General features: G+C 51.0%; 10 protein-coding genes. 5 read left to right on the top strand and 5 right to left on the bottom strand.

The window, feature by feature from the left end:
- Positions 1–258 precede the first annotated feature (258 nt).
- On the top strand, positions 259–8,490 hold the full coding sequence (locus CLC93_RS09160) for a S8 family serine peptidase (RefSeq protein ID WP_095505659.1): 8,232 nt from the start codon (positions 259–261) through the stop codon (positions 8,488–8,490).
- Positions 8,491–8,664: 174 nt separating this feature from the next.
- Here CLC93_RS09160 and lpxL read toward each other — a convergent pair whose 3' ends face one another.
- Entirely contained in the window at positions 8,665–9,588 is a 924-nt protein-coding gene (gene lpxL / locus CLC93_RS09155) for an LpxL/LpxP family Kdo(2)-lipid IV(A) lauroyl/palmitoleoyl acyltransferase (RefSeq protein ID WP_095505658.1), read from the bottom strand.
- A gap of 104 nt (positions 9,589–9,692) precedes the next feature.
- Between lpxL and hldE the strand changes: the two genes are divergently transcribed.
- Together hldE and CLC93_RS09145 are read left to right on the top strand one after the other, a co-directional pair.
- Positions 9,693–11,126 (top strand): bifunctional D-glycero-beta-D-manno-heptose-7-phosphate kinase/D-glycero-beta-D-manno-heptose 1-phosphate adenylyltransferase HldE, encoded by a 1,434-nt coding sequence (gene hldE / locus CLC93_RS09150; RefSeq protein ID WP_095505657.1) that lies wholly within the window; start codon positions 9,693–9,695, stop codon positions 11,124–11,126.
- A complete protein-coding gene (locus CLC93_RS09145) occupies positions 11,127–11,978 on the top strand; it encodes a hypothetical protein (protein WP_095505656.1) in 852 nt (283 codons plus the stop codon). It begins immediately after the preceding gene.
- A gap of 21 nt (positions 11,979–11,999) precedes the next feature.
- On the opposite strand, the gene CLC93_RS09140 is transcribed toward CLC93_RS09145, so the two are convergent.
- The 4 genes from CLC93_RS09140 to CLC93_RS09125 form a co-directional block, all read right to left on the bottom strand.
- Complete coding sequence (locus tag CLC93_RS09140; protein ID WP_095505655.1) at positions 12,000–12,419, bottom strand: hypothetical protein; 420 nt, start codon at positions 12,417–12,419, stop codon at positions 12,000–12,002.
- A gap of 226 nt (positions 12,420–12,645) precedes the next feature.
- On the bottom strand, positions 12,646–14,022 hold the full coding sequence (locus CLC93_RS09135; RefSeq protein ID WP_095505654.1) for an NAD(P)(+) transhydrogenase (Re/Si-specific) subunit beta: 1,377 nt from the start codon (positions 14,020–14,022) through the stop codon (positions 12,646–12,648).
- Positions 14,023–14,028: 6 nt separating this feature from the next.
- Positions 14,029–14,307: an NAD(P) transhydrogenase subunit alpha part 2 gene (locus CLC93_RS09130; RefSeq protein WP_095505653.1), complete on the bottom strand. Its 279-nt coding sequence runs from the start codon at positions 14,305–14,307 to the stop codon at positions 14,029–14,031.
- On the bottom strand, positions 14,307–15,470 hold the full coding sequence (locus tag CLC93_RS09125) for a Re/Si-specific NAD(P)(+) transhydrogenase subunit alpha (RefSeq protein WP_095505652.1): 1,164 nt from the start codon (positions 15,468–15,470) through the stop codon (positions 14,307–14,309). The genes CLC93_RS09130 and CLC93_RS09125 overlap by 1 nt, the downstream gene beginning before the upstream one ends.
- 384 nt (positions 15,471–15,854) lie before the next feature.
- Here CLC93_RS09125 and CLC93_RS09120 point away from each other — a divergent pair, with 384 nt between their 5' ends.
- Complete coding sequence (locus CLC93_RS09120; RefSeq protein ID WP_095505651.1) at positions 15,855–17,717, top strand: assimilatory sulfite reductase (NADPH) flavoprotein subunit; 1,863 nt, start codon at positions 15,855–15,857, stop codon at positions 17,715–17,717.
- Positions 17,717–19,429 carry an assimilatory sulfite reductase (NADPH) hemoprotein subunit gene (gene cysI / locus CLC93_RS09115; protein WP_095505650.1) on the top strand — a complete coding sequence of 571 codons (1,713 nt, stop codon included), beginning with the start codon at positions 17,717–17,719 and terminating at the stop codon, positions 19,427–19,429. Before CLC93_RS09120 ends, cysI begins: the two co-directional genes overlap by 1 nt.
- Positions 19,430–19,450 lie beyond the last annotated feature (21 nt).

The following is a 19,450-nucleotide window of genomic DNA, read 5'->3' as shown; positions in this document are numbered from 1 at the left end:
TTCCCAAAAAGTACCAATGCCTGTGGATATTGTGTCAATTCCTGCGTTGATACGAGCTAAAAGTCTGAGGCGAACCCATGTTGCAAAAAATGCATTCAGATGTTAATGGTTTTTTGTAGAGCGTGGCTTCTGGTGTGCTTTTGTTTCTCGATTGAGGTGTGCTTGTGACTGGGTTCTTGTATCTTTTGGGGTAATTTGTAGCTGTAGTGATAAGGCAGTATAGTTCGGGCCGACTTTTTTCTGGCAGGAAGCTGAATTATGGCTGTAAAGGCGACGCTCAACGCAATCTCATCTGCACTACTTGTCTCATCCATCTTTGTGTCGGCTAACTCTTTGGCACAACGCGAGGATATCGTCGACCATAGTCGACAATCGTTAGGTTCTGAAGCTCTTCAAAGTTTGCCAGATGTGGCAGAGCTGCAAAAGATTACTTCTTTTCGTGGGCCATATCGATCGCTCGAGCCAATTGGTTCTCCTCAATCAGACATTGAATCAAAAATAAATCGATGCAAAGGGCACGATTGTGTTTCCGACGAGCTATTGGTCAAGTTAGCACCATCAAGCTTCGTAGCGATTTCAACCTCGCAAGCTAGTGCGCAGTCTTTGGGAGACGTCTTTGATGGTCTCGAAACCGAGCCGTTATTTGAAGGAACGCCACGACCAACCATGATGCAAAGTGGGACAGTGTCCGTGCAAAGCCAGAAGGCGCTCGCCCAGCTAAAGCGTTGGCACAAAGTGAAGTTAGCCAATGCCGACGAGCGAGACATGGTCATATCTCAGCTAGCATCACGACCAGATGTCGAGTTGGTTGAGGAACTACAAGTTCGCCAATTAACCGGCCAGCCTAGCGTTGACGCGAGCGTTTTGGCTAGTGTCAGTGAAGCAAACGACCCGCGAGTATCTGAACAATGGCATTTGGACTCCACAAATGTTGCAAAAGCTTGGCAATGGCTAGAGGGCAACGAGTTACCTGCTGGCGGTAACCCAGAAATTGTTGTCGCAGTGATCGACTCGGGTGTGGACTATACCCACCCCGACCTTAGACTGAATATGTGGGTTAACCAATCCGAAGTAGCCGGAGATGGAATCGATAACGATGGTAACGGTTTTAGGGACGATATACACGGAGTCTCTGTCCTCGGTTCTCAGTGGGATCATCACGGTGATCCTATGGACGACCACGGCCACGGCACTCATGTGGCTGGTATTATTGCGGCAAAGAAAAACAACAATGAAGGTGGTGTTGGCGTTGCGCCCAATGTCAAGATCATGGCAATTAAGGCCGCTCAATATACAGGGATTTTGACTTCCGCAGATATCGCCGAAGGTATCTACTACGCGGTACAGAACGGCGCTGATATCATCAACATGTCTTTTGGTGGCACTAGCCCCTCGCAAGCGGAGCAAGATGCGCTTGCAGTTGCGTTTGGTCAAGCGGTTTTAGTGGCCTCAGCAGGGAACAACGGGTTAACGAATGACCCGAGTTGTGATCCATTTAGGAATCAAAGAATCTATCCAGCAGCCTACCCTTGGGTTATCGGCGTTATGGCCGAGGCGCCACTCCCAGATCCGAAAACCGGTAGCAACTTAGCAAGCTTTTCTAATTGGGATTGTGTCGCCGACGATTCGGTAGAGTACGAGGTGATGGCACCTGGTGTCGATATTCTCTCGACCTTACCGGGCGGTGGCTACGCGGCATGGGATGGCACGTCGATGGCGGCTCCGGTGGTGTCCGGTATCGCTGCACTTACTCGTACCCGCTTTAACGACAAAGCAAAGTATTCTTCTCGCTTCATTACAGGCCAGGTTGCTTCCACGGGCGTCAAAAAACAGGGTAATCAAACCGATTTGATGCTGTTTCCCTCTTTCCATTCTAGCGTGGATGCCTACCAGGCTTTGACCAATACACCCAAGCCAAATCTGAGTTATCTTGAACACTATTTGTGGGATAACAGAGAGCTTTCAGGTGAAAACAATCACAACGGCAAAGTCGATGCTGGTGAAACCATAGACCTAGCGGTAGTGATTCGAAATCAATGGGGGCAGGCTGACAATGTACAGGTGACACTATCGGCCGAAGTGGACGGTGCAATTGGCGTTGACCCTTATATTGAGTGGGTTAACGACACGATTAATTACGATTCCGTAGGTACCTTTAACAACGACGACAATGGCTTGACCTACGATGCCGAAGGGGTTGTCACTGGCGTTTCGAGTCCTTTCACTTTTAAAGTCTCAGAGGATACGCCCAACAACCACTTAATCAACTTCAAAGTTCGCTTTTCAGCGAGCAATGGCTTAGACCCACAAGACTCAGCCACGTACGAATTCGAGTCAGAGTTTCATATGTTGGTAAGCCGTGGCATTGAGCTGCCTTCAATCCTATCCGGTGACCTACCCGGCACGCCCGGTGGAGATCTGGATACTGACGGGGTAGTGGATGGTGTGATTACACTCGACGACCGCGCCCTATATATCATTGACAAGCCCGTTCTGATCGAAAAAGGCACCACCTTAAAAGTAGGCCCAGGTGCTCAAGTTCAATTCTGGGCCAGTCAACCAGATGACGCTTACGCTGTTTTTCAGAACAGTTACCTGCAAGTTGAAGGTTCTCTGAAAGTAGAGGGTAGTGTTGAACGGCCTGTTGAATTAACACCATCAGCTTTATATCCGAACCGAATGGTTTATATAAAAGCTCAGCAGGCTCAGGATGTCGAAATTGAATATGCCCATTTGACAAACTTGTATTTGGATGGGCGTCAGACTGATAAAATTAGTCACTCAGAATTTAGAAGAGGAGTGAAGTCAGGGCTCCTGGTTTACGAGAAAGATTCTGGTGGATATTGGAAAGACCGCTACAGTTTCGTACTAGATAGTAAGGAGGTGAACTCAAGTAGATTCAAAAATGTTGGGTATACAAGTGAGTACAACTCTGACTCGGTGATACATCGGGGGTATGAAGCATTTAACTTACCTACAGGATTGGCTGGCTCAATAGTTGAAAATAGTTACATCACTAATACTGAGCATACGTATTCCGATGTTTATAATGAACGCACAATAGGTTCAAATAATGTTTTCCTTGGAAACTTCAATGAGGCGCCCAATGGCAGTAAGTATGTTTCACGACTCTACAGTCCAAATAAGTCTGTAAATATTCATATAGGCGTTTCAGAGCGTCTGGATTTTGAGGGGAAATACTACTACCAAGTAAAACTCGGCAGCGGCGATGTTTATACGGTTGCTGACCTGATAAAACACACTGACATTGCCGGGCACCTTGCGACTATATCGTCTCCACAAGAGTTCGATGCGATATCTGATTGGATGTATCTAAACAGTAATAGTATGGAGGGGAATGATCTATACGCTGGTGTTGGTTACGTTTTACAAGATTCGGGTGATTACAAATGGATGAACGGCGAAGAGCCATTATTCGATTTCTTACAAGGTCAAGTTCTCTGGAATCAACGAACGTCTAATCCAAGTCATGCGGTAATTACAGGAACACGTCCTTTATTAGATTATTACTATTCTAAACTCGGCGACTTTATAAATTCGTATTTGAATTGCTATGGCTCAACAGCAAATCCAAACTATTGCGAATTTGATCCAGAATCACGCGAAGATGGAGCATGGTTGGAGCAACGATTTGAAAAAGCTGCTGCTGATTATCTGGTGGTCTATTGGCATCAACAGCTGTCACAATTTAGTTTTGATTCTTTTGAAGAGTGTAAAGCGGCGGATCACTATGAATGTAGATATGTTAACTCCGAAGAGGAGTGGTTTGAAAACAAGCGTTCGCAGTGGTTAAGCAGCTGTGAGTCGGGCTATCAGCATGACTGTAAATACAGGCCGGTAGATTTTGAACTTTGGAAAGACGCCTGGCTGGCCGAATATGACTCAGAGTATGCAAACGTTCGAGTGAATCCAAATCAATCTTCGACGTCATTCATATTGGAGTTGAGCGAAGATCCAGGACGTACGGTACTGCAAAGTATGATCCGCGATTATGTTGAAAATCAATTGGACCAGAACTCGAGCTTTGTGAATAACGCCTTTTTGAACCGCAATTGGAACTTGCAACCTGAAACTTGGCTGCGAATTCAAACCAATAACAAGTATGGCACCGAGGCAGGTTACGAAGACTTCAGTAATAACTATTGGGGAACAACCAGTAAGTTCTTAATCGATCAATCTGTGATCGATTACCATAATGACTTCAACAAAAACCTAGCGAAAGTAACGCCTTTCCTAGAAACCGCTCCGGAATCTGCTTACCCGTTTGTTGTCGATGTTCAGATGATGGATGGTGAAGGTACGTTGCGCACGGATGCTAAATTCTCGGCTGAAACCATGAGCTGGGAAGTGAAGTTCAACCGCGATATGGACACCCAGATTCAACCGAAAGCCAGTTTTGGACCTGATTACCCCTATACGGATTTTCCGGTCACTGGCGATTGGATTGACGCGCGAACTTGGAAAGGTCAAGCTTTCGTGTCACCCGTTGCATCGGACGGCTATCAATATGTTCGCGTTGCTGGCGCGGTTGCCGCGGATGACGCTTGGTTAGTATCTGGCAATGACTACGCCAGATTCCGCTTCCAAGTCGACAACTCAGGCTTGGAGGCGCTAACGCTCCAAGCCAGTGGAGGGGAAGGCTTCGTTGACCTGTCTTGGTCTCAAGATGACTTTGACACCTTCTATGGATTCAATCTCTACCGGTCTACCAACCCTGAACATGGGTTCCAGCGTATCCATCAGTCTTTGCTCGACCAAGGAACTCGTAACTATCGCGACGAAAACGTTGAGCCCGGACAAAAGTACTATTACTACTTCAAAGTCGTTTCAGCTGCTGGCGAGTCAGAAGCTTCAAATACTTCGTCAGCAACGCCTATTGATACTGTGTTACCGGTGATCAGTCACACGCCTATAAGCCACGCAGGCTTTGGTGGAAACGTGCTAGTCAAAGCCACGGTAACCGACAATATCGGGGTTCAAGGTGTAACCCTTTACTATCGCACCAAGAACGATGCGACCTATCAAACGGTGGCCATGGTCAGCCAACAAAATTCACAATACCAGGCCAGCGTTCCTGGTTCGGTAGTGAAATCCCCTGGGGTTGAGTATTTCATCGAAGCCACAGATGGCGCTGGATATGCCTTTAGTGGAAGGGCTGCGACGCCTCATTTTATATCAGTGAATGACGCTCCAGTTGTTAATATAGTGGAGCCGGTCACCGGCCCATCTGTCGGCGGGACGAACATCACTATCAGTGGGTATAATTTTAAGGAGAATGCGAGCATTCATTTAGGTAGTTCGGTGTGCGAGTCTCCTCAATGGGTGTCGTCCTATGAATTAACCTGTATTTCCGCAGCCCATCATCCCGCGACGGTTGATGTGAGTGTTACAAATCCAGACGGAAAGTCAATTCGTAAGCCGAGCGCTTATACCTATAGTGCCGATAACGTAACAGCCGGTATTGGTGACTTTGAAGTGGGCTTTGGTCAAGCGTTAGATGTGCCGGTTCGAGTTTCCGGTGTATCAGGACTTAAAGCCCTCGAGCTGGACGTAAGTTTCGACCCACAAATTTTGAAGCTAGAGAGCGTCCGCAAGGGCAGCATGATTGCTTCTTGGTCAATCAGTGACAATCAAGATGTTTCAGGCAAGGTTCGTATTGCGGCTGCGAGTGCGGGTAGTAGCGCCAGCGGTGACGGTAACCTGATTCAACTGGAGTTTAGCGTCATTGGAACGGAAGAAGTGGTTTCTAATATTGAGTTAGATAATATAATTCTTAATGATGGCGCAATAACCGCCGCAACTTATTCTGGACAAGTGAAGTTGCTCGCTGGCCATACAATATCGGGCCATGTGCGCCATTGGCTGGATAATTCCGCGTTGGTTGATGCTGTCGTTATGCTAAATAACGGTATTAGTGTTTCTACTACTAGCGAGTCGGGGCAATACTCTCATGCCGGATTGCGCCAAGGCTCCTACGTTTTGCGAGCAGATAAAACGGATCAGGCAGAAGGTATCAGTGCATACGATGCATCCTTGATGCTGCAGCACATTTCGGGTGTAGCTTTGCTGTCTGGCTACGGTTTTAAGTCTGCTGACCTTAACGGCGATGGACGTATCTCCGCAATGGAAGCAAATTCGGTGTTAGAGCACGCGGCAGGCTTGATTACTTTACCGTTACCAGGAACCGTTTCAGTTTGGCAATTCTCGCCACCCGAAATCAGCCTTAACAACCTAACTCAAGATAAACCTAATCAAGATTTCACGGGTTATTTGATGGGGGATAGTTCGGGTTCATCTCTCACTTCTTCAACGGTCGCGTCTACGCTATTAGCCGGTGCAAAACTATACAACCGTCGTGAAATCGATGGCGGATTGGTTGCGCTGGATCTGTATGTCTTTGTGGACGACATGGACGTTTCAGCCTTTGAAGCCTTGGTGGAAATAGACTCCGAACTTGTGGATTTGATTAGCATCGACTTGGTCAATGAGGCAGCTAGCTGGACCGTGGTGTCGAATTGGCTGAATGAAAACCAATTGAAGTTGGCGACAGCCAGTTCTAAGTCGTTAACGCAAAACGGAGTCTTTTTAACGCTTAAGTTACGCCCCAAAACACCGATTGATAGTCAACTAAAACTCACCGACATGCTGCTAAATGAAACGGCTATTAGTGACAGCACTATGGAAGTCACTCGTGAGGCCAGTGATGTGGATGGTGACGGTATGCCGGACTATTGGGAGTTGATGTATGGTCTAGATCCATTCGATTCCCAAGATGCTAACAAGGATGCAGACTCTGATGGGTTATCCAATCTTGAAGAGTACCTAGCTGGCACAATACCAACGAACAGCGACAGCGACGGCGATGGCGTGAAAGATGGTAACGATGCCTTTCCGTTGGATCCAAATGAGTGGCATGACTCGAGCGGGAACGGGGTTGGAGATCGTAAAGACCCCGATCTGGATGGAGATGGTGTCGCTAATTTTGTAGACCCAGATGAAACAAATCCCAACGAGTCGGATTATCAACAGTTCCTAACGCCGGAACTGAATGGCCAATGGCTGGCTTCTGGGGATTCGTATGTTGCTATGCTAGATCAAAACGGTGCCTTGTATCTATTGGGTGAATACGGTGGAGATCCTAATGTTGAGATGCGTAAGGTGGTATCCGAGTCGATTTGGCGCTCGCTGAGCAGTGATGGTGAGAATCTCAATTTAATCGACGTTTATGGTGGATTATGGGAACTAACACCAAGTCTGTCGTTTGAGCTAATCGATGATGAGCAACAATGGTTGCAAATGGCTAATGGTAAGGGCTTTACAGCGGCACTTACGGCCGACGGTCGTTTATGGTTATCTGGTTCGCTGGCTGGGAAATCCTTCGGCGGCAAATTGGTCTCTCAAGAGCTCGCATATGACTTCGCCCAAGTTGCTGTTGGAGACAATCATCTCCTCGCTTTAGCTCAATCAGGCGAGCTGTTTGCAATTGGTTTGAATGACTTTGGCCAATTGGGTACAGGTGATGTTGCAGACGCCAATCAGCTAACACCGCTAGATGCGGGGGAGCAATGGGTAGCGATTGCTGCTGGTCAGGCGCACTCTGTTGCCCTAAAGGCTGACGGAAGTTTGTGGCGTTGGGGCAGTCAATATGCCGACGATTATGGCCATGAATTTGAGCCACGGCAGGTCGGCCAGAGTCATTTATGGGTGTCTATCAGCGCTGCAGGAGAATCCTCATTTGCTCGCTCCCTTGATGGGAAAATATGGGCTTGGGGTAAGGGAGCGGAAGGTCAGCTAGGAATTGGCATGGACTCCTACGCTTTGGAGCCAAGATTAGTTGACGACGGCTGCGTTAGTTACTTCTGTAACTGGGTTGCCGTCGATGCCGGTTTGTTGGTCACCGTAGCTCAGGATAACAGCGGTGGTGTGTGGTTATGGGGAGCTAGTCAATCTGGTCGTCTAATTCCAGATTCCGATGGCAGTGTTTTCTCGCCCGTACGGTTGGAGTCTAGCGTACAAATTGCTAGTGACTCCGATGGTGATGGGGTGCATGATGGTGCTGATCTTAAGCCAACGATTCGATTGCAGGCACCCTTGTTTATCCGTGAAGAGGAACCTGAGCCAGAGCCTAAACCTGAGCCAAAGCCTGAACCAGAACCGAAGCCAGAACCAGAGCCGAAGCCAGAACCAGAGCCGAAGCCAGAACCAGAGCCGAAGCCAGAACCAGAGCCGAAGCCAGAACCAGAGCCGAAGCCAGAACCAGAGCCGAAGCCAGAACCAGAGCCGAAGCCAGAACCAGAGCCGAAGCCAGAGCCTGAGCCGAAGCCTGAACCTGAGCCAGAGCCTGAGCCCAAAAAAGAATCAGGTGGTGGCGCGCTATCCGCTTGGCTATCGGTAGCTCTATTGATTCTGACACGCTTACGGAGGAAGGGTTGCAGGGTAAACCCTACAATAAGACGCTTTTCTCGTTAGAAATATGCGTTAGCTAATTACAGCCTATCGACAACTCGAAGCCCACTATGTTAGTGGGCTTTGTTATTCGGTTTGCTTTCGGATCAGTTTCGGATAAAAGTGGGTCCGCGCGTGAACGGAGTAACACCCACGCTACTCGGCGGTTGCCACCTTGTGAGGAGAGGAGTTAAAGCGCTAATAAAGCGACGGGTCATCCTCATTTGGACGGGTCTTAAAGCGGCGGTGCAGCCACATATACTGAGCTGGATTGCGCGAAATCAGTTGCTCCACAATCTTGTTGCCGCGAATGGCGTCGTCCACTTCACTCTCGCCAGGAAAGTCCTCTAGCGGCTCGCCAATATCCAACAGGTACCCCGAATCATCGGCATTGCGCTCAATGAAGAAAGGCAGCACTTTCGCTCGTCCCATTTTGGCCAAAGCAGTGGCGCCGGTAATAGTGGCGGCTTCCTGATGGGCAAATAGCGGAATAAACACCGCGGTTGAGCGGCCAAAATCCTGATCGGCTGTGTACCAAATAACATCTGGGCGGCGCAGGGCTTTTACCATCTGGCGCACTTCCCGCTTTGGCACCAGGCTGGTGGCGGATTTCATGCGGCCGTTAACCTGGAAGTATTCCATCAAAGGGTTGTTGTGAGGGCGGTAAACACCCACCCCAGTGCCGCGTTGGCCGTACACTCGAGCGCCCATTTCTAGTGGCAGCGCGTGCACCGCGAACAAAATGACGCCCTGACCATTGTCGAGACAGGTTTGCAGGTTCTCAAAGCCGAGAATCTCACTATGCTTTTGGACTTTTGCATCGCTCCACCACCAGGCGTTGATGCTATCGAACACAGCTTTGCCGGTTTCTTCAAAGTTTCGCAGCACCAAAGCTTCACGCTCTTGCTCGCTTTTTTCTGGAAAACACAGCTCTAGGTTGCGTCGAGCAATGTGCACTCGTTTTTTCAAAAAGCGGTAGACCAAGCGTCCTAAACCCGCGCCAATCTTCATCTGCCAGCGCATGGGCAACAGCTGGGTCAGACGCAAAATAAGCGTACCAAACCACATGGGCCAGTATTTAGGATGTAGGAATTGAGACTGAAATTTAGCTTGGGTTATCACTTATTGTTTTCCGGCTGTGCTGTTTTGGGAGCCATGATAGCTTAATTCTTTTGTGCTTTTAGGTACAATTGCCAACATCACAAAGCAAATGAATAAATAACACCATGATGACTGCGTTGCCTCCATTTGAACAAGCCAAGGTTCTGGTCCTTGGCGACGTCATGCTCGACCGCTACTGGGTTGGGCCCACTTCTCGTATCTCGCCAGAAGCACCTGTGCCCGTGGTCAAGGTCGAGCAGTTGGAAGACCGTCCTGGTGGCGCGGCTAACGTGGCCTTTAACGTGGCAGCCCTTGGTGGTGAAGTCAGCCTCGCGGGCTTGGTGGGCGAAGACGAAGCCGCCACCGCACTGAAAGTCGGTATCGAAGCCCTAGGGGTTAAATCTGCGCTAACCGCAGTGAGCGATGCCCCGACTATCACTAAACTCCGCATTTTGTCCGCCAACCAGCAATTGTTGCGTTTGGACTTTGAAGACGCCTTTGCTCAGTCTGCTGCACAAGATCTGATGGCCCATTGGGCCGAGCGCTTAGACTCTGTGTCCGTATTGGTATTGTCTGATTATGCCAAGGGCACACTGGCCTCACCGCAAACCCTGATCAAGGCCGCCAAAGCCAAAGGGGTAGAGGTGGTGGTTGACCCTAAGGGCACTGACTTTGCTCGCTACCGCGGTGCCAGCTTGCTCACGCCAAACATGAGCGAATTCGAGGCCGTGGTGGGTAAGGTCACCGGCGAGCGCGACTTGTACGCCAAAGGTCAGGCGCTGCTGGCCGAGCTAGAGCTTAAAGCCCTGCTGGTGACTCGTAGCGAAAACGGTATGACTTTGCTGCAAGCCGACCAGCCAGCGTTCCACATCGCCACTCAAGCCAAAGAAGTGTTTGATGTCACCGGTGCTGGTGACACTGTGGTTGCTACCTTAGCAGCCTCCTTGGCCTCAGGTGCGAGTTTGAAAGACGCCTGTGCGCTGGCGAATGCCGCCGCTGGGGTTGTGGTTGGTAAAGTGGGTACCTCGACAGTCAGTCATGTGGAATTGGCCGAAGCACTGGCTATTAGCCACGGCGAAGGCGGTTTTGGGGTGGTCTCACAAGCTCAAATGCGTCAAGCGATTAAAGCGGCAAAACAGCGCGGCGAGCGAGTGGTGATGACCAATGGCTGCTTTGATATTTTGCACGCAGGTCATGTGAGCTATTTACAGCAAGCCAAAGCCTTGGGCGACCGCCTCATTGTTGCGGTCAACGACGACGACTCAGTGCGTCGCCTCAAGGGTGATGGCCGCCCGGTGAACCCGGTTGGCCGACGCATGGCTGTACTTGACGGCTTGGGCTCGGTGGACTGGGTGATCCCATTCTCTGAAGACACGCCTCAGCGAGTGATCAGCGAGCTGCTGCCCGACATTTTAGTCAAAGGTGGCGATTACAAGGTTGATCAAATCGCCGGCGCCAAAGAGGTAATGGCTAACGGCGGTGAAGTCAAAGTCTTGGGCTTTGAGGACGGCTGTTCTACCTCGGCCATCATCGAGCAAATCATCGAAAAGGGGCAGTAAGTGTCTCTAGCGGCCTTGGCGCTAGCCGCTGCGGTGCAGTGGCTGCCGGTGGGCGCTAAGCAAAGCCTGGTGTGCGAGCTACACCAGGCGCAACAATGCATCGCACAGCTACCTTCTGAACTTCGCCAGGCTTTTTACCAAGCTGAACCGGATTTTCCTGAGTCACTTGGCATGCGCCAAGCGGTCAGTTATGTGTTTGACCATCCAGAACTCGTGGGTGTGGTGCTGCTGGCTAACCCGCACCAAAACCAAAGATTTAGCCAGTTTTTGCATTCGGGCTGGCACAACTACCAAGTGGAAAACGAAGCCCAACTGGTGCGACTGCACGAGCTGGGTCATCTGCACGCACAAGCCATCCCCGAGCAGTGGCTGCCTCTACCAGAGCAAATATCCACCCATGATTGGCAAGCCAAGCGCTATCGCCAAGAGGTCTACGCCGACTTGTATCTGGCCTGGAAAATGGCTGCAATCGAGGCTAGCTGGAGCAGTATTCAGGCGCAAATTAATCGACGCAATCTGGCTATGATGAGTCGCAAGCGCGACTTAACCCACTGGACCGTGCCTTATTTAGCTTTGGTGGTTGAGCAATTCACTGCGCAACAGGTCGCCAGTTGGCCCTATGACCAATTTGTACAAAAGGTGATGCAAAGCGCTGCACCTTTGCAGGGCTTGCAGCTCAACGAGTTGGCCTTTTTGTTTCGAGCAGAGTTTAGCGGCAAGACGCCTAAGCAGAGCAATCAGTATTTGAGTTGGCGCAGAAAGGAGTTCGGCGAGTACGTCGCGCCGACAATTACCGCTTTGATGGGAGCGAGCGCCGCCAACCAGTGGCTGGCAAGGCGCCGATTCATATAACCCTTAAGTCCGACGAGGACTCTAGTTCATCTGCGAAGCGATTCGCGTGATATCCGGGGTTAGGCCCAAGCTAATGGGTTGTTGGTTGCGAGGACGGGCAATCATGATCATGGTTTGATTGTCGTTGTCCAAGGTGGCTGAAAGCACCTTAAGCCCTTCTTCCTCAAGCATGGTTCGCGCATCGATCTCCAGCGCTTGCTCCAAATCCAATAGTACGGCGATGTTGCCATTGCCCAATTCAATTTTGGAGAAAGTACCCTCTGGATGGGTCACTGTATTGGCCACAATGATGAGATTGTTGTTTTCATCAAAGGTGGTCGACAGAATGTTGAAGCCTTCCTTATGCAACTGCTTGCGGATTTCAAATTCTGAAACTTGGCAATGTTCGGCCACAATCGACCAAATGCCTTTGCTCAGCTCTCTCTTGATAATCGCTGTCATTGGAATCTCTTTGTTATAATTATGTTATCTGCAACGGTACTATAATACCGCCTACCCTTTGCAGGTAAATGCAATATTCGCTGATTTAGTTTTCAATTAAAAGCCCTGATGACAAAGAATTGTGAAACACTTCCAAATCTTTGCTAAAAAGCGTTACAGGTTGTGAGGAACAAAAAAACCGAAGCCAAGGGCTTCGGTTTTTTACGCTGATAACTCAGTGAGTTAGCTAGTCAGCTTCTTTCAAACTGGTGGACAGGTCGACAATCGCTTTCTTACCGTCGCCAAATAGCATCAGTGCGTTGTCTTTGGCAAACAATGGGTTAGGTAAGCCGGCAAAGCCCGGGCTTAACGAACGTTTAACGACCACTACAGTGCGGGCCTTATCCACATTCAAAATCGGCATGCCGTAGATTGGCGAGCCCTTGTCTTCACGAGCCATTGGGTTGGTAACATCGTTGGCACCAATCACAATAGCCACGTCGGTTTGCTCGAACTGTGGGTTAATCGCGTCCATTTCTACCAGTTGCTCATATGGCACTTCGGCTTCCGCCAGCAATACGTTCATGTGCCCAGGCATACGACCGGCTACTGGGTGAATGGCGTATTGGACATTGGTGCCACGCTCTTCCAGTACGTTAGCCAGTTCGCGTACCGCGTGCTGCGCTTGTGCCATGGCCAGACCATAACCTGGAACAATCACTACGCGCTCAGCGGTTTCTAGCAACATGGCCACTTCTTCTGGTGAAGAGGACTTCACTTTGCCCGCGTAGACTTCATCGGCATCGACCGACTCGCCCACTTCGCCCATCACACCAAATAGCACATTGGTCAGGCTGCGGTTCATGGCTTTACACATGATGCTAGTCAGAATCAGACCAGAGGCACCGACCAGCGAACCAGAGACAATCAGTACCGTGTTGTTGGTAATGAAACCTGCGGTTGCCGCGGCAATCCCTGAGTAAGAGTTCAACAGGGCGATAACCACTGGCATATCAGCACCACCAATTGGCACGACCAACACCAAGCCCAGCAGCAAGGCCACCACAACCAGAGCCAAAATCAGGGTGCCATTGCTCGGGTCAGCCACTAGCATGCCGCCAAGAACCAGTGCTGCAATCAGCAAAACGGCATTTAGGATTTTGTTGCCAGGTACCGCAATCGGGTTGCCAGAAATCAGCTCTTGCAGCTTGGCAAAGGCCACGAATGAGCCCGATAGGGTCACTGAGCCAATCAGCACAGTGGCCGCAATCGACACCATAGCCACTGTGCCGTCGGTACCCATGTGAAAGTTGGCCAATGCCACAAACAGCGAGGCGCCACCACCAAAACCGTTAAGCACCGCCACCATTTGCGGCATCGCCGTCATTTGTACTTTAGTGGCCATCAGCGAGCCAATCACACCACCGGTGACGATACCGGCAATGATCCACTGATAGCTCAAAACGTTTTGGTCAAACAAGGTCACTACTACCGCGACCAGCATACCCAAAGCGGACAGTTGGTTACCGCGAACCGCGGTGCGAGGCTTAGTCAGGCCCTTAATACCCAGAATGAAGAGTACCGCAGCGACCAGGTAAGCAAGGTAAATCAGTTCAATTTGCATGTGGGCTTACTTCCTTTTAAACATGGCTAGCATGCGGTTGGTCACCATGTACCCACCGATAACGTTAATGGTGGCCAGCACCACAGCAATGAAACCGAAGATGGTTACCAAGGTCGGATTAGCATCGCTACCGGCGGCCAGCAGGGCACCCACTAGGGTGATACCTGAAATGGCGTTTGAGCCTGACATCAGCGGGGTGTGCAGAGTAGGTGGCACCTTAGTGATAAGCTCTACGCCCAAGAAAATGGCGACCACAAAAAGGGTTAGCAATAAAAGCAGTTCCATTATTCTGACTCCTCAGTTGGCTTATCTAGACCCAGTACGTCGCGCAGACGCGGGCTGATAATTTGTCCTTCATGGCTGACAGTGGTGTCTTTTAGGATTTCGTCTTCAAAGTCCAAGGTCACTTGGCCTTCGTTCACCATCAGGTTTAAAAGATTCTCAATGTTGGTGGCAAACATCTGCGAGGCGTGAGTCGCGGCCATGCTTGGCATGTTTGACGGGCCAATAATGGTCACGCCGTTTTCTACCACTTCCACATCCAGTTGAGTCAGCTCACAGTTCCCGCCGGTCTCAGCGGCCAAATCAACAATCACAGTGCCTGGCTTCATGCCTTTAACCATTTCAGCGGTAATCAGCTTAGGCGCTGGGCGGCCTGGGATTGCGGCTGTGGTGATAACCACGTCCTGCTGTGCCAGTACATCGGCCATCGCCGCTTGTTGGCGAGCGATAAAGTCATCGCTTTGCTCGGTGGCGTAACCGCCTTTGGATTCGGTAGCGCTGTCTTCAATGTTGAGCTCAACCGGACGAGCACCCACAGACAGAATCTGTTCGCGAGCCGCAGGACGAATGTCGTAGGCCTCAACCACGGCGCCTAAGCGCTTAGCGGTGGCACAGGCTTGCAAACCGGCCACACCAGCACCCATTACGAATACGCGCGCCGGTTTTAGCGTACCAGCTGCGGTCATCATCATGGGGAATAGGCGAGGGGCGCGCTCGGCAGCGATTAATACCGCTTTGTAGCCGGCGATGGTGGCCATTGACGACAGCACGTCCATGCTTTGAGCACGGGTAATACGCGGCACTAGCTCTAGCGCCAATGCGGTGACGCCCTTGTCAGCGTATTGGGCCACTTGCTGTGCTTGCGCGAGTGGGTCCATCATGCCCAATAACCATTGGCCAGATTGGATTTGAGCGTCAATTTGTTCGGCTTGGTCGCCTTTGATGGTGACTGAGAGCAGTAGCTCGGCGTCGGCGAACACTTGCTCGCGACTGACCAGGCTAGCGCCCGCTTCTGTGTAGTCGCTGTCTGCAATGGCCGAAGCCAAGCCAGCACCTTGTTCGACTAGAATTTCTAGTCCTTTCTCCTTCAATCGCGCCACATTTGCTGGAAGCAATGCGACGCGTTTTTCGCCGGCGTTGATTTCTTTTAATAAACCGATTTTCACTGAGGGTATCCTCTAATGGATGAGTACTGGGCCAGTCTGCAGCGGCCCCGACTTTGGTTTGTGCCTTTATTTCACTTTGCCAGTTATTGGCTGGCTTTGCATTGATTAATATTCAAGCGCTTAGATGAGTGACGGCTGCACGGACATTCTGCGTTTTTTGAGACAGATCTCAATACTCGAAATTGATTAAGCGACCGCATTCACACTTGGCGTAGGTAAAAATGTGAGCTGGCGCAAGCTAATTCTGACACCTGATTCTTTTTTGTTCATATTCCCAAAGCGAATAAAAAATCATCTTTTATTCTTTTCTGTTTGGAAAAGCCGAGAGTAAAGTGAGCCAATCACAGATTTCGTGGGACTGTCCCCTGCTCGAGAAAAATCATTATGAGCTTAAAGGAACTAAATCAATTGACCTCGCCTTTAGGGCAAGAACAGATAACTAGTCTAGCCCAACTGGTGGAAGGCCTAACGCCGACCCAGCAGGCTTGGATCAGCGGCTACCTTGCTGCAACATCGGCGGCGTCAGCGCAGGCTCAGCCAGCTGGAGCGACTGCATTGGCAGCGCCGGTTGCCCCAGCAGCGTCTGTGGCTCCAGCTGCGCAAGCGGCGGCTAGCGCCACATTAACCATTTTATATGGCAGCCAAACCGGTAACGCTAAAAAGTTAGCCCAGCAAGCAGCCGCGGCGGCGCAGGCTCAGGGCATGGCGGTGCAGGTGACCTCCATGGGGGATTACAACCCGCGCTCGCTCAAACAAGAGCAAGCCCTGTTGTTGTTGGTTTCGACCCATGGCGAGGGCGATCCACCGGACGACGCCATTGCGTTTCATCGATTTATTATGGGCAAGCGCGCGCCAAAACTGGAAAACCTCAATTATTCGGTACTGGCTTTGGGCGATTCCAGTTATCAGTTCTACTGTCAAACCGGCAAAGAGCTGGATGAGCGCTTGGCTGAGCTTGGCGGTAAACGAGTGCGCGAGCGCCAAGACTGTGATTTGGACTTTGAAGAACCCGCAGCTCAGTGGCAGCAAGAGTCGCTTGAGCAATTGGCCAGTGTGTTAGACGCAGCGCCTGCGCCTAGCGGCGAAGTGGTGGCCTTTAATGCACCGGCGGCACCGGTCGCTGAAGCGCAAGCCGCGGGTTATCACGCCGATAGCCCAGTGGAAGCCGAAGTGATTGCGGTTCAAGCGATTGTCGGGCGCGAGTCGGTTAAGGACATTTATCACGTCGAACTTGAACTGCCCGAGGGACTGACGTACCAAGAGGGCGATAGCCTAGGTATTTGGGCTCCCAACCGAGAAGACAATATCCAAGCCATTTTATCGGCGCTAGAGTTAAGCGGCGATGAGACAGTTGAAATTAAGCAAGAATCTTATTCATTAACCCAAGCGCTTCAATGGCATCGCGAACTCACCCTAATTACCCCGCCACAGTTGGCGGCATGGGCTGAACTTGCCAACGCTGCTGAATTAAGAGTGCGTCTTCAGGACTCTCGTTATCTAAACGCTTACCTTGAGCAGCGCCAATGGCGCGATATCTTTGCTCAGTTCCCGGCCAAGGTCAGCGCGCAACAGTTGGTGGATAACTTGCGTCCATTGACTCCGCGTTTGTACTCGATTGCCTCATCGCAAGCGGCAGTGGAGCAAGAAGTGCACTTGTGCGTGGCGCAACTCACCAATGGCAAGTCGAGCGATCCGCGTTTGGGATTGGCCTCCAACTACCTGGCCGAGCGCGTGGACGAGAGCCAGAAAGTGAAGGTGTTTATTGAGCCTAATAGCCACTTCAAACTACCCGATGATCCAAACGCACCCGTGCTAATGATTGGCCCGGGCACAGGTATCGCGCCGTTTCGCGCCTTTATGCAGGCCCGTGAAGCTCAAGGTATTAAGGGAAACAGCTGGCTGTTCTTTGGCAATCCCAACTTTGAGCAAGACTTCTTGTATCAAACCGAGTGGCAACAGTACTTAAAGCAAGGCGTGCTGGAGCGCATCAGCCTGGCCTTCTCCCGAGACCAAACCGAGAAAGTGTATGTGCAGCATCGCATCGAGCAGCACAGCGCCGAGGTATGGAGCTGGTTGCAAAAAGGCGCGCATATATACGTTTGCGGTGATGCGCAACGCATGGCGAAAGATGTGGAAAGCGCGCTTTTGTGGGTGATTCAAACCCAAGGCGGCAAAGACGAAGAACAAGCATTGGATTATTTGGATGAACTGCGCCAAGCGCGCCGTTATCAAAAGGACGTTTACTAATGGCGGATAAACAAGAGTCTCAACGCCCGTTGGCGGCCAACGAAGGCATGAAAACCAAGAGTCGTCATTTGCGCGGCAGTATTGAGCACGGTCTAGCGGACGGTGTCACCGGCTCGTTTAACGAGTCTGACCAACAAATGATTAAGTTTCACGGCTTCTATCAGCAAGACGACCGTGACGAGCGCGCCGAGCGCCAAGCGCAAAAGCTTGAGCCCCATTACTCCTTTATGCTGCGGGCCCGCGTACCCGGTGGTGTGTGCACGCCCGAGCAGTGGTTGGCGCTAGATGACATTGCCGCTGAGCTGACTTCGTATCACAGCATACGACTGACCACCCGTCAGACCTTTCAATATCACGGCATTGCCAAGCGCAATATCAAGGCCTTGATTCAGGGATTGGATAAAGCCGGGTTGGACTCTATCGCAGCTTGTGGTGATGTGAATCGCAACGTCATGTGTAACCCCAATCCGTTACAGTCGAGCTTGCACCAGCAGGTGTACCCTTGGGCGGTGCGCTTGTCGGAAGACTTACTGCCTAAGACTCAGGCCTACGCCGAGATTTGGTTGGACAAAGAGAAGATTTTCTCTAACCAACAAGATGAAGTAGAGCCCATGTACGGTGATACCTATTTGCCGCGTAAATTTAAAACCGCAGTGGCTATCCCTCCGCACAACGATGTGGACGTGTACACCAATGACTTAGGCTTTATCGCCATTGCTCATGGTGATGAGCTGGCGGGCTTTAACGTCAGCGTTGGCGGTGGCATGGGCTCGACCCATGGTGATGTGAATACCTTCCCGCGTTTGGCCGACGTATTGGGCTTTGTTGAGCCCGAGCAAGCCATGGATGTGGCCAAGGCGGTGATCACCACTCAAAGAGACTGGGGCAATCGTCATGACCGCAAACGCGCGCGTTTAAAGTACACCATTGAAGACAAAGGCTTAGATAACTTTAAAGCCGAGGTGGAGCGTCGCGCAGGGGTGAAGTTTGGCCCAGCGCGTCCGGTGAATTTTGACTCTCGTGGTGATCGCTTTGGTTGGCACAAGGGCACAGGCGATAGCTGGCACCTGACGCTGTATCTCGAGAACGGCCGCATTGTGGATAAGCCTGACTTGCCAATGCGCAGCGGATTGCGCGCGATTGCCAAGGTGCACAAAGGCGATTTTCGCATGACTTCCAGTCAAAACCTGATGATTGCGAATGTGCCTGAGTCCGAAAAAGAGGCGATTCAAGCATTGGCACAAGAGTACGGTTTATACGGCAAGTCGATAAGTGCTACCCGTGGTCAGTCGATGGCCTGTGTGGCGTTGCCTACCTGCCCGTTGGCAATGGCCGAGGCCGAGCGTTATCTGCCAGATTTTCTGACCCAAGTGGAAGCTCTGCAAGCGCGTCATCAGGTGGCCGAGCAACCGATTGTGGTGCGTATTACTGGCTGTCCTAATGGCTGTGCACGACCGTTTGCCGCTGAGATTGGATTGGTGGGCAAAGCGGAAGGGCGCTACAACCTGTATTTGGGCGCCTCGCACGTGGGCACACGACTTAACAAAATGGTGCTGGAGAACGAGACCGAAGAAGCCATTTTGGCGCATCTCGACCCGCTAATGGCGCAATACGCCGCCGAACGCAATCCCGGTGAAGCCTTTGGGGACTTTGTGATCCGCAGCGGTGCGGTGGCACCTGTGTATCAAGCCGCTACTGACTTTCACGGCTAGTTGTTATCGGGAGAACTGAAC

The sequence above is a fragment of the Paraferrimonas sedimenticola genome (assembly GCF_002282855.1).
Taxonomy (GTDB): Bacteria; Pseudomonadota; Gammaproteobacteria; order Enterobacterales; family Shewanellaceae; genus Paraferrimonas; species Paraferrimonas sedimenticola.
The sequence above is the reverse complement of the archived record's forward strand: the minus strand, read 5'-3'. Positions and strand labels throughout refer to the sequence as shown.

What these genes read in the sequence shown, in the direction of transcription:
- CLC93_RS09135 (WP_095505654.1), bottom strand. Translation starts at nt 14,022, where the DNA reads ATGCAAATTGAACTGATTTACCTTGCTTACCTGGTCGCTGCGGTACTC.
- CLC93_RS09130 (WP_095505653.1), bottom strand. Translation starts at nt 14,307, where the DNA reads ATGGAACTGCTTTTATTGCTAACCCTTTTTGTGGTCGCCATTTTCTTG.
- CLC93_RS09160 (WP_095505659.1), top strand. Translation starts at nt 259, where the DNA reads ATGGCTGTAAAGGCGACGCTCAACGCAATCTCATCTGCACTACTTGTC.
- CLC93_RS09120 (WP_095505651.1), top strand. Translation starts at nt 15,855, where the DNA reads ATGAGCTTAAAGGAACTAAATCAATTGACCTCGCCTTTAGGGCAAGAA.
- cysI (WP_095505650.1), top strand. Translation starts at nt 17,717, where the DNA reads ATGGCGGATAAACAAGAGTCTCAACGCCCGTTGGCGGCCAACGAAGGC.
- CLC93_RS09140 (WP_095505655.1), bottom strand. Translation starts at nt 12,419, where the DNA reads ATGACAGCGATTATCAAGAGAGAGCTGAGCAAAGGCATTTGGTCGATT.
- hldE (WP_095505657.1), top strand. Translation starts at nt 9,693, where the DNA reads ATGATGACTGCGTTGCCTCCATTTGAACAAGCCAAGGTTCTGGTCCTT.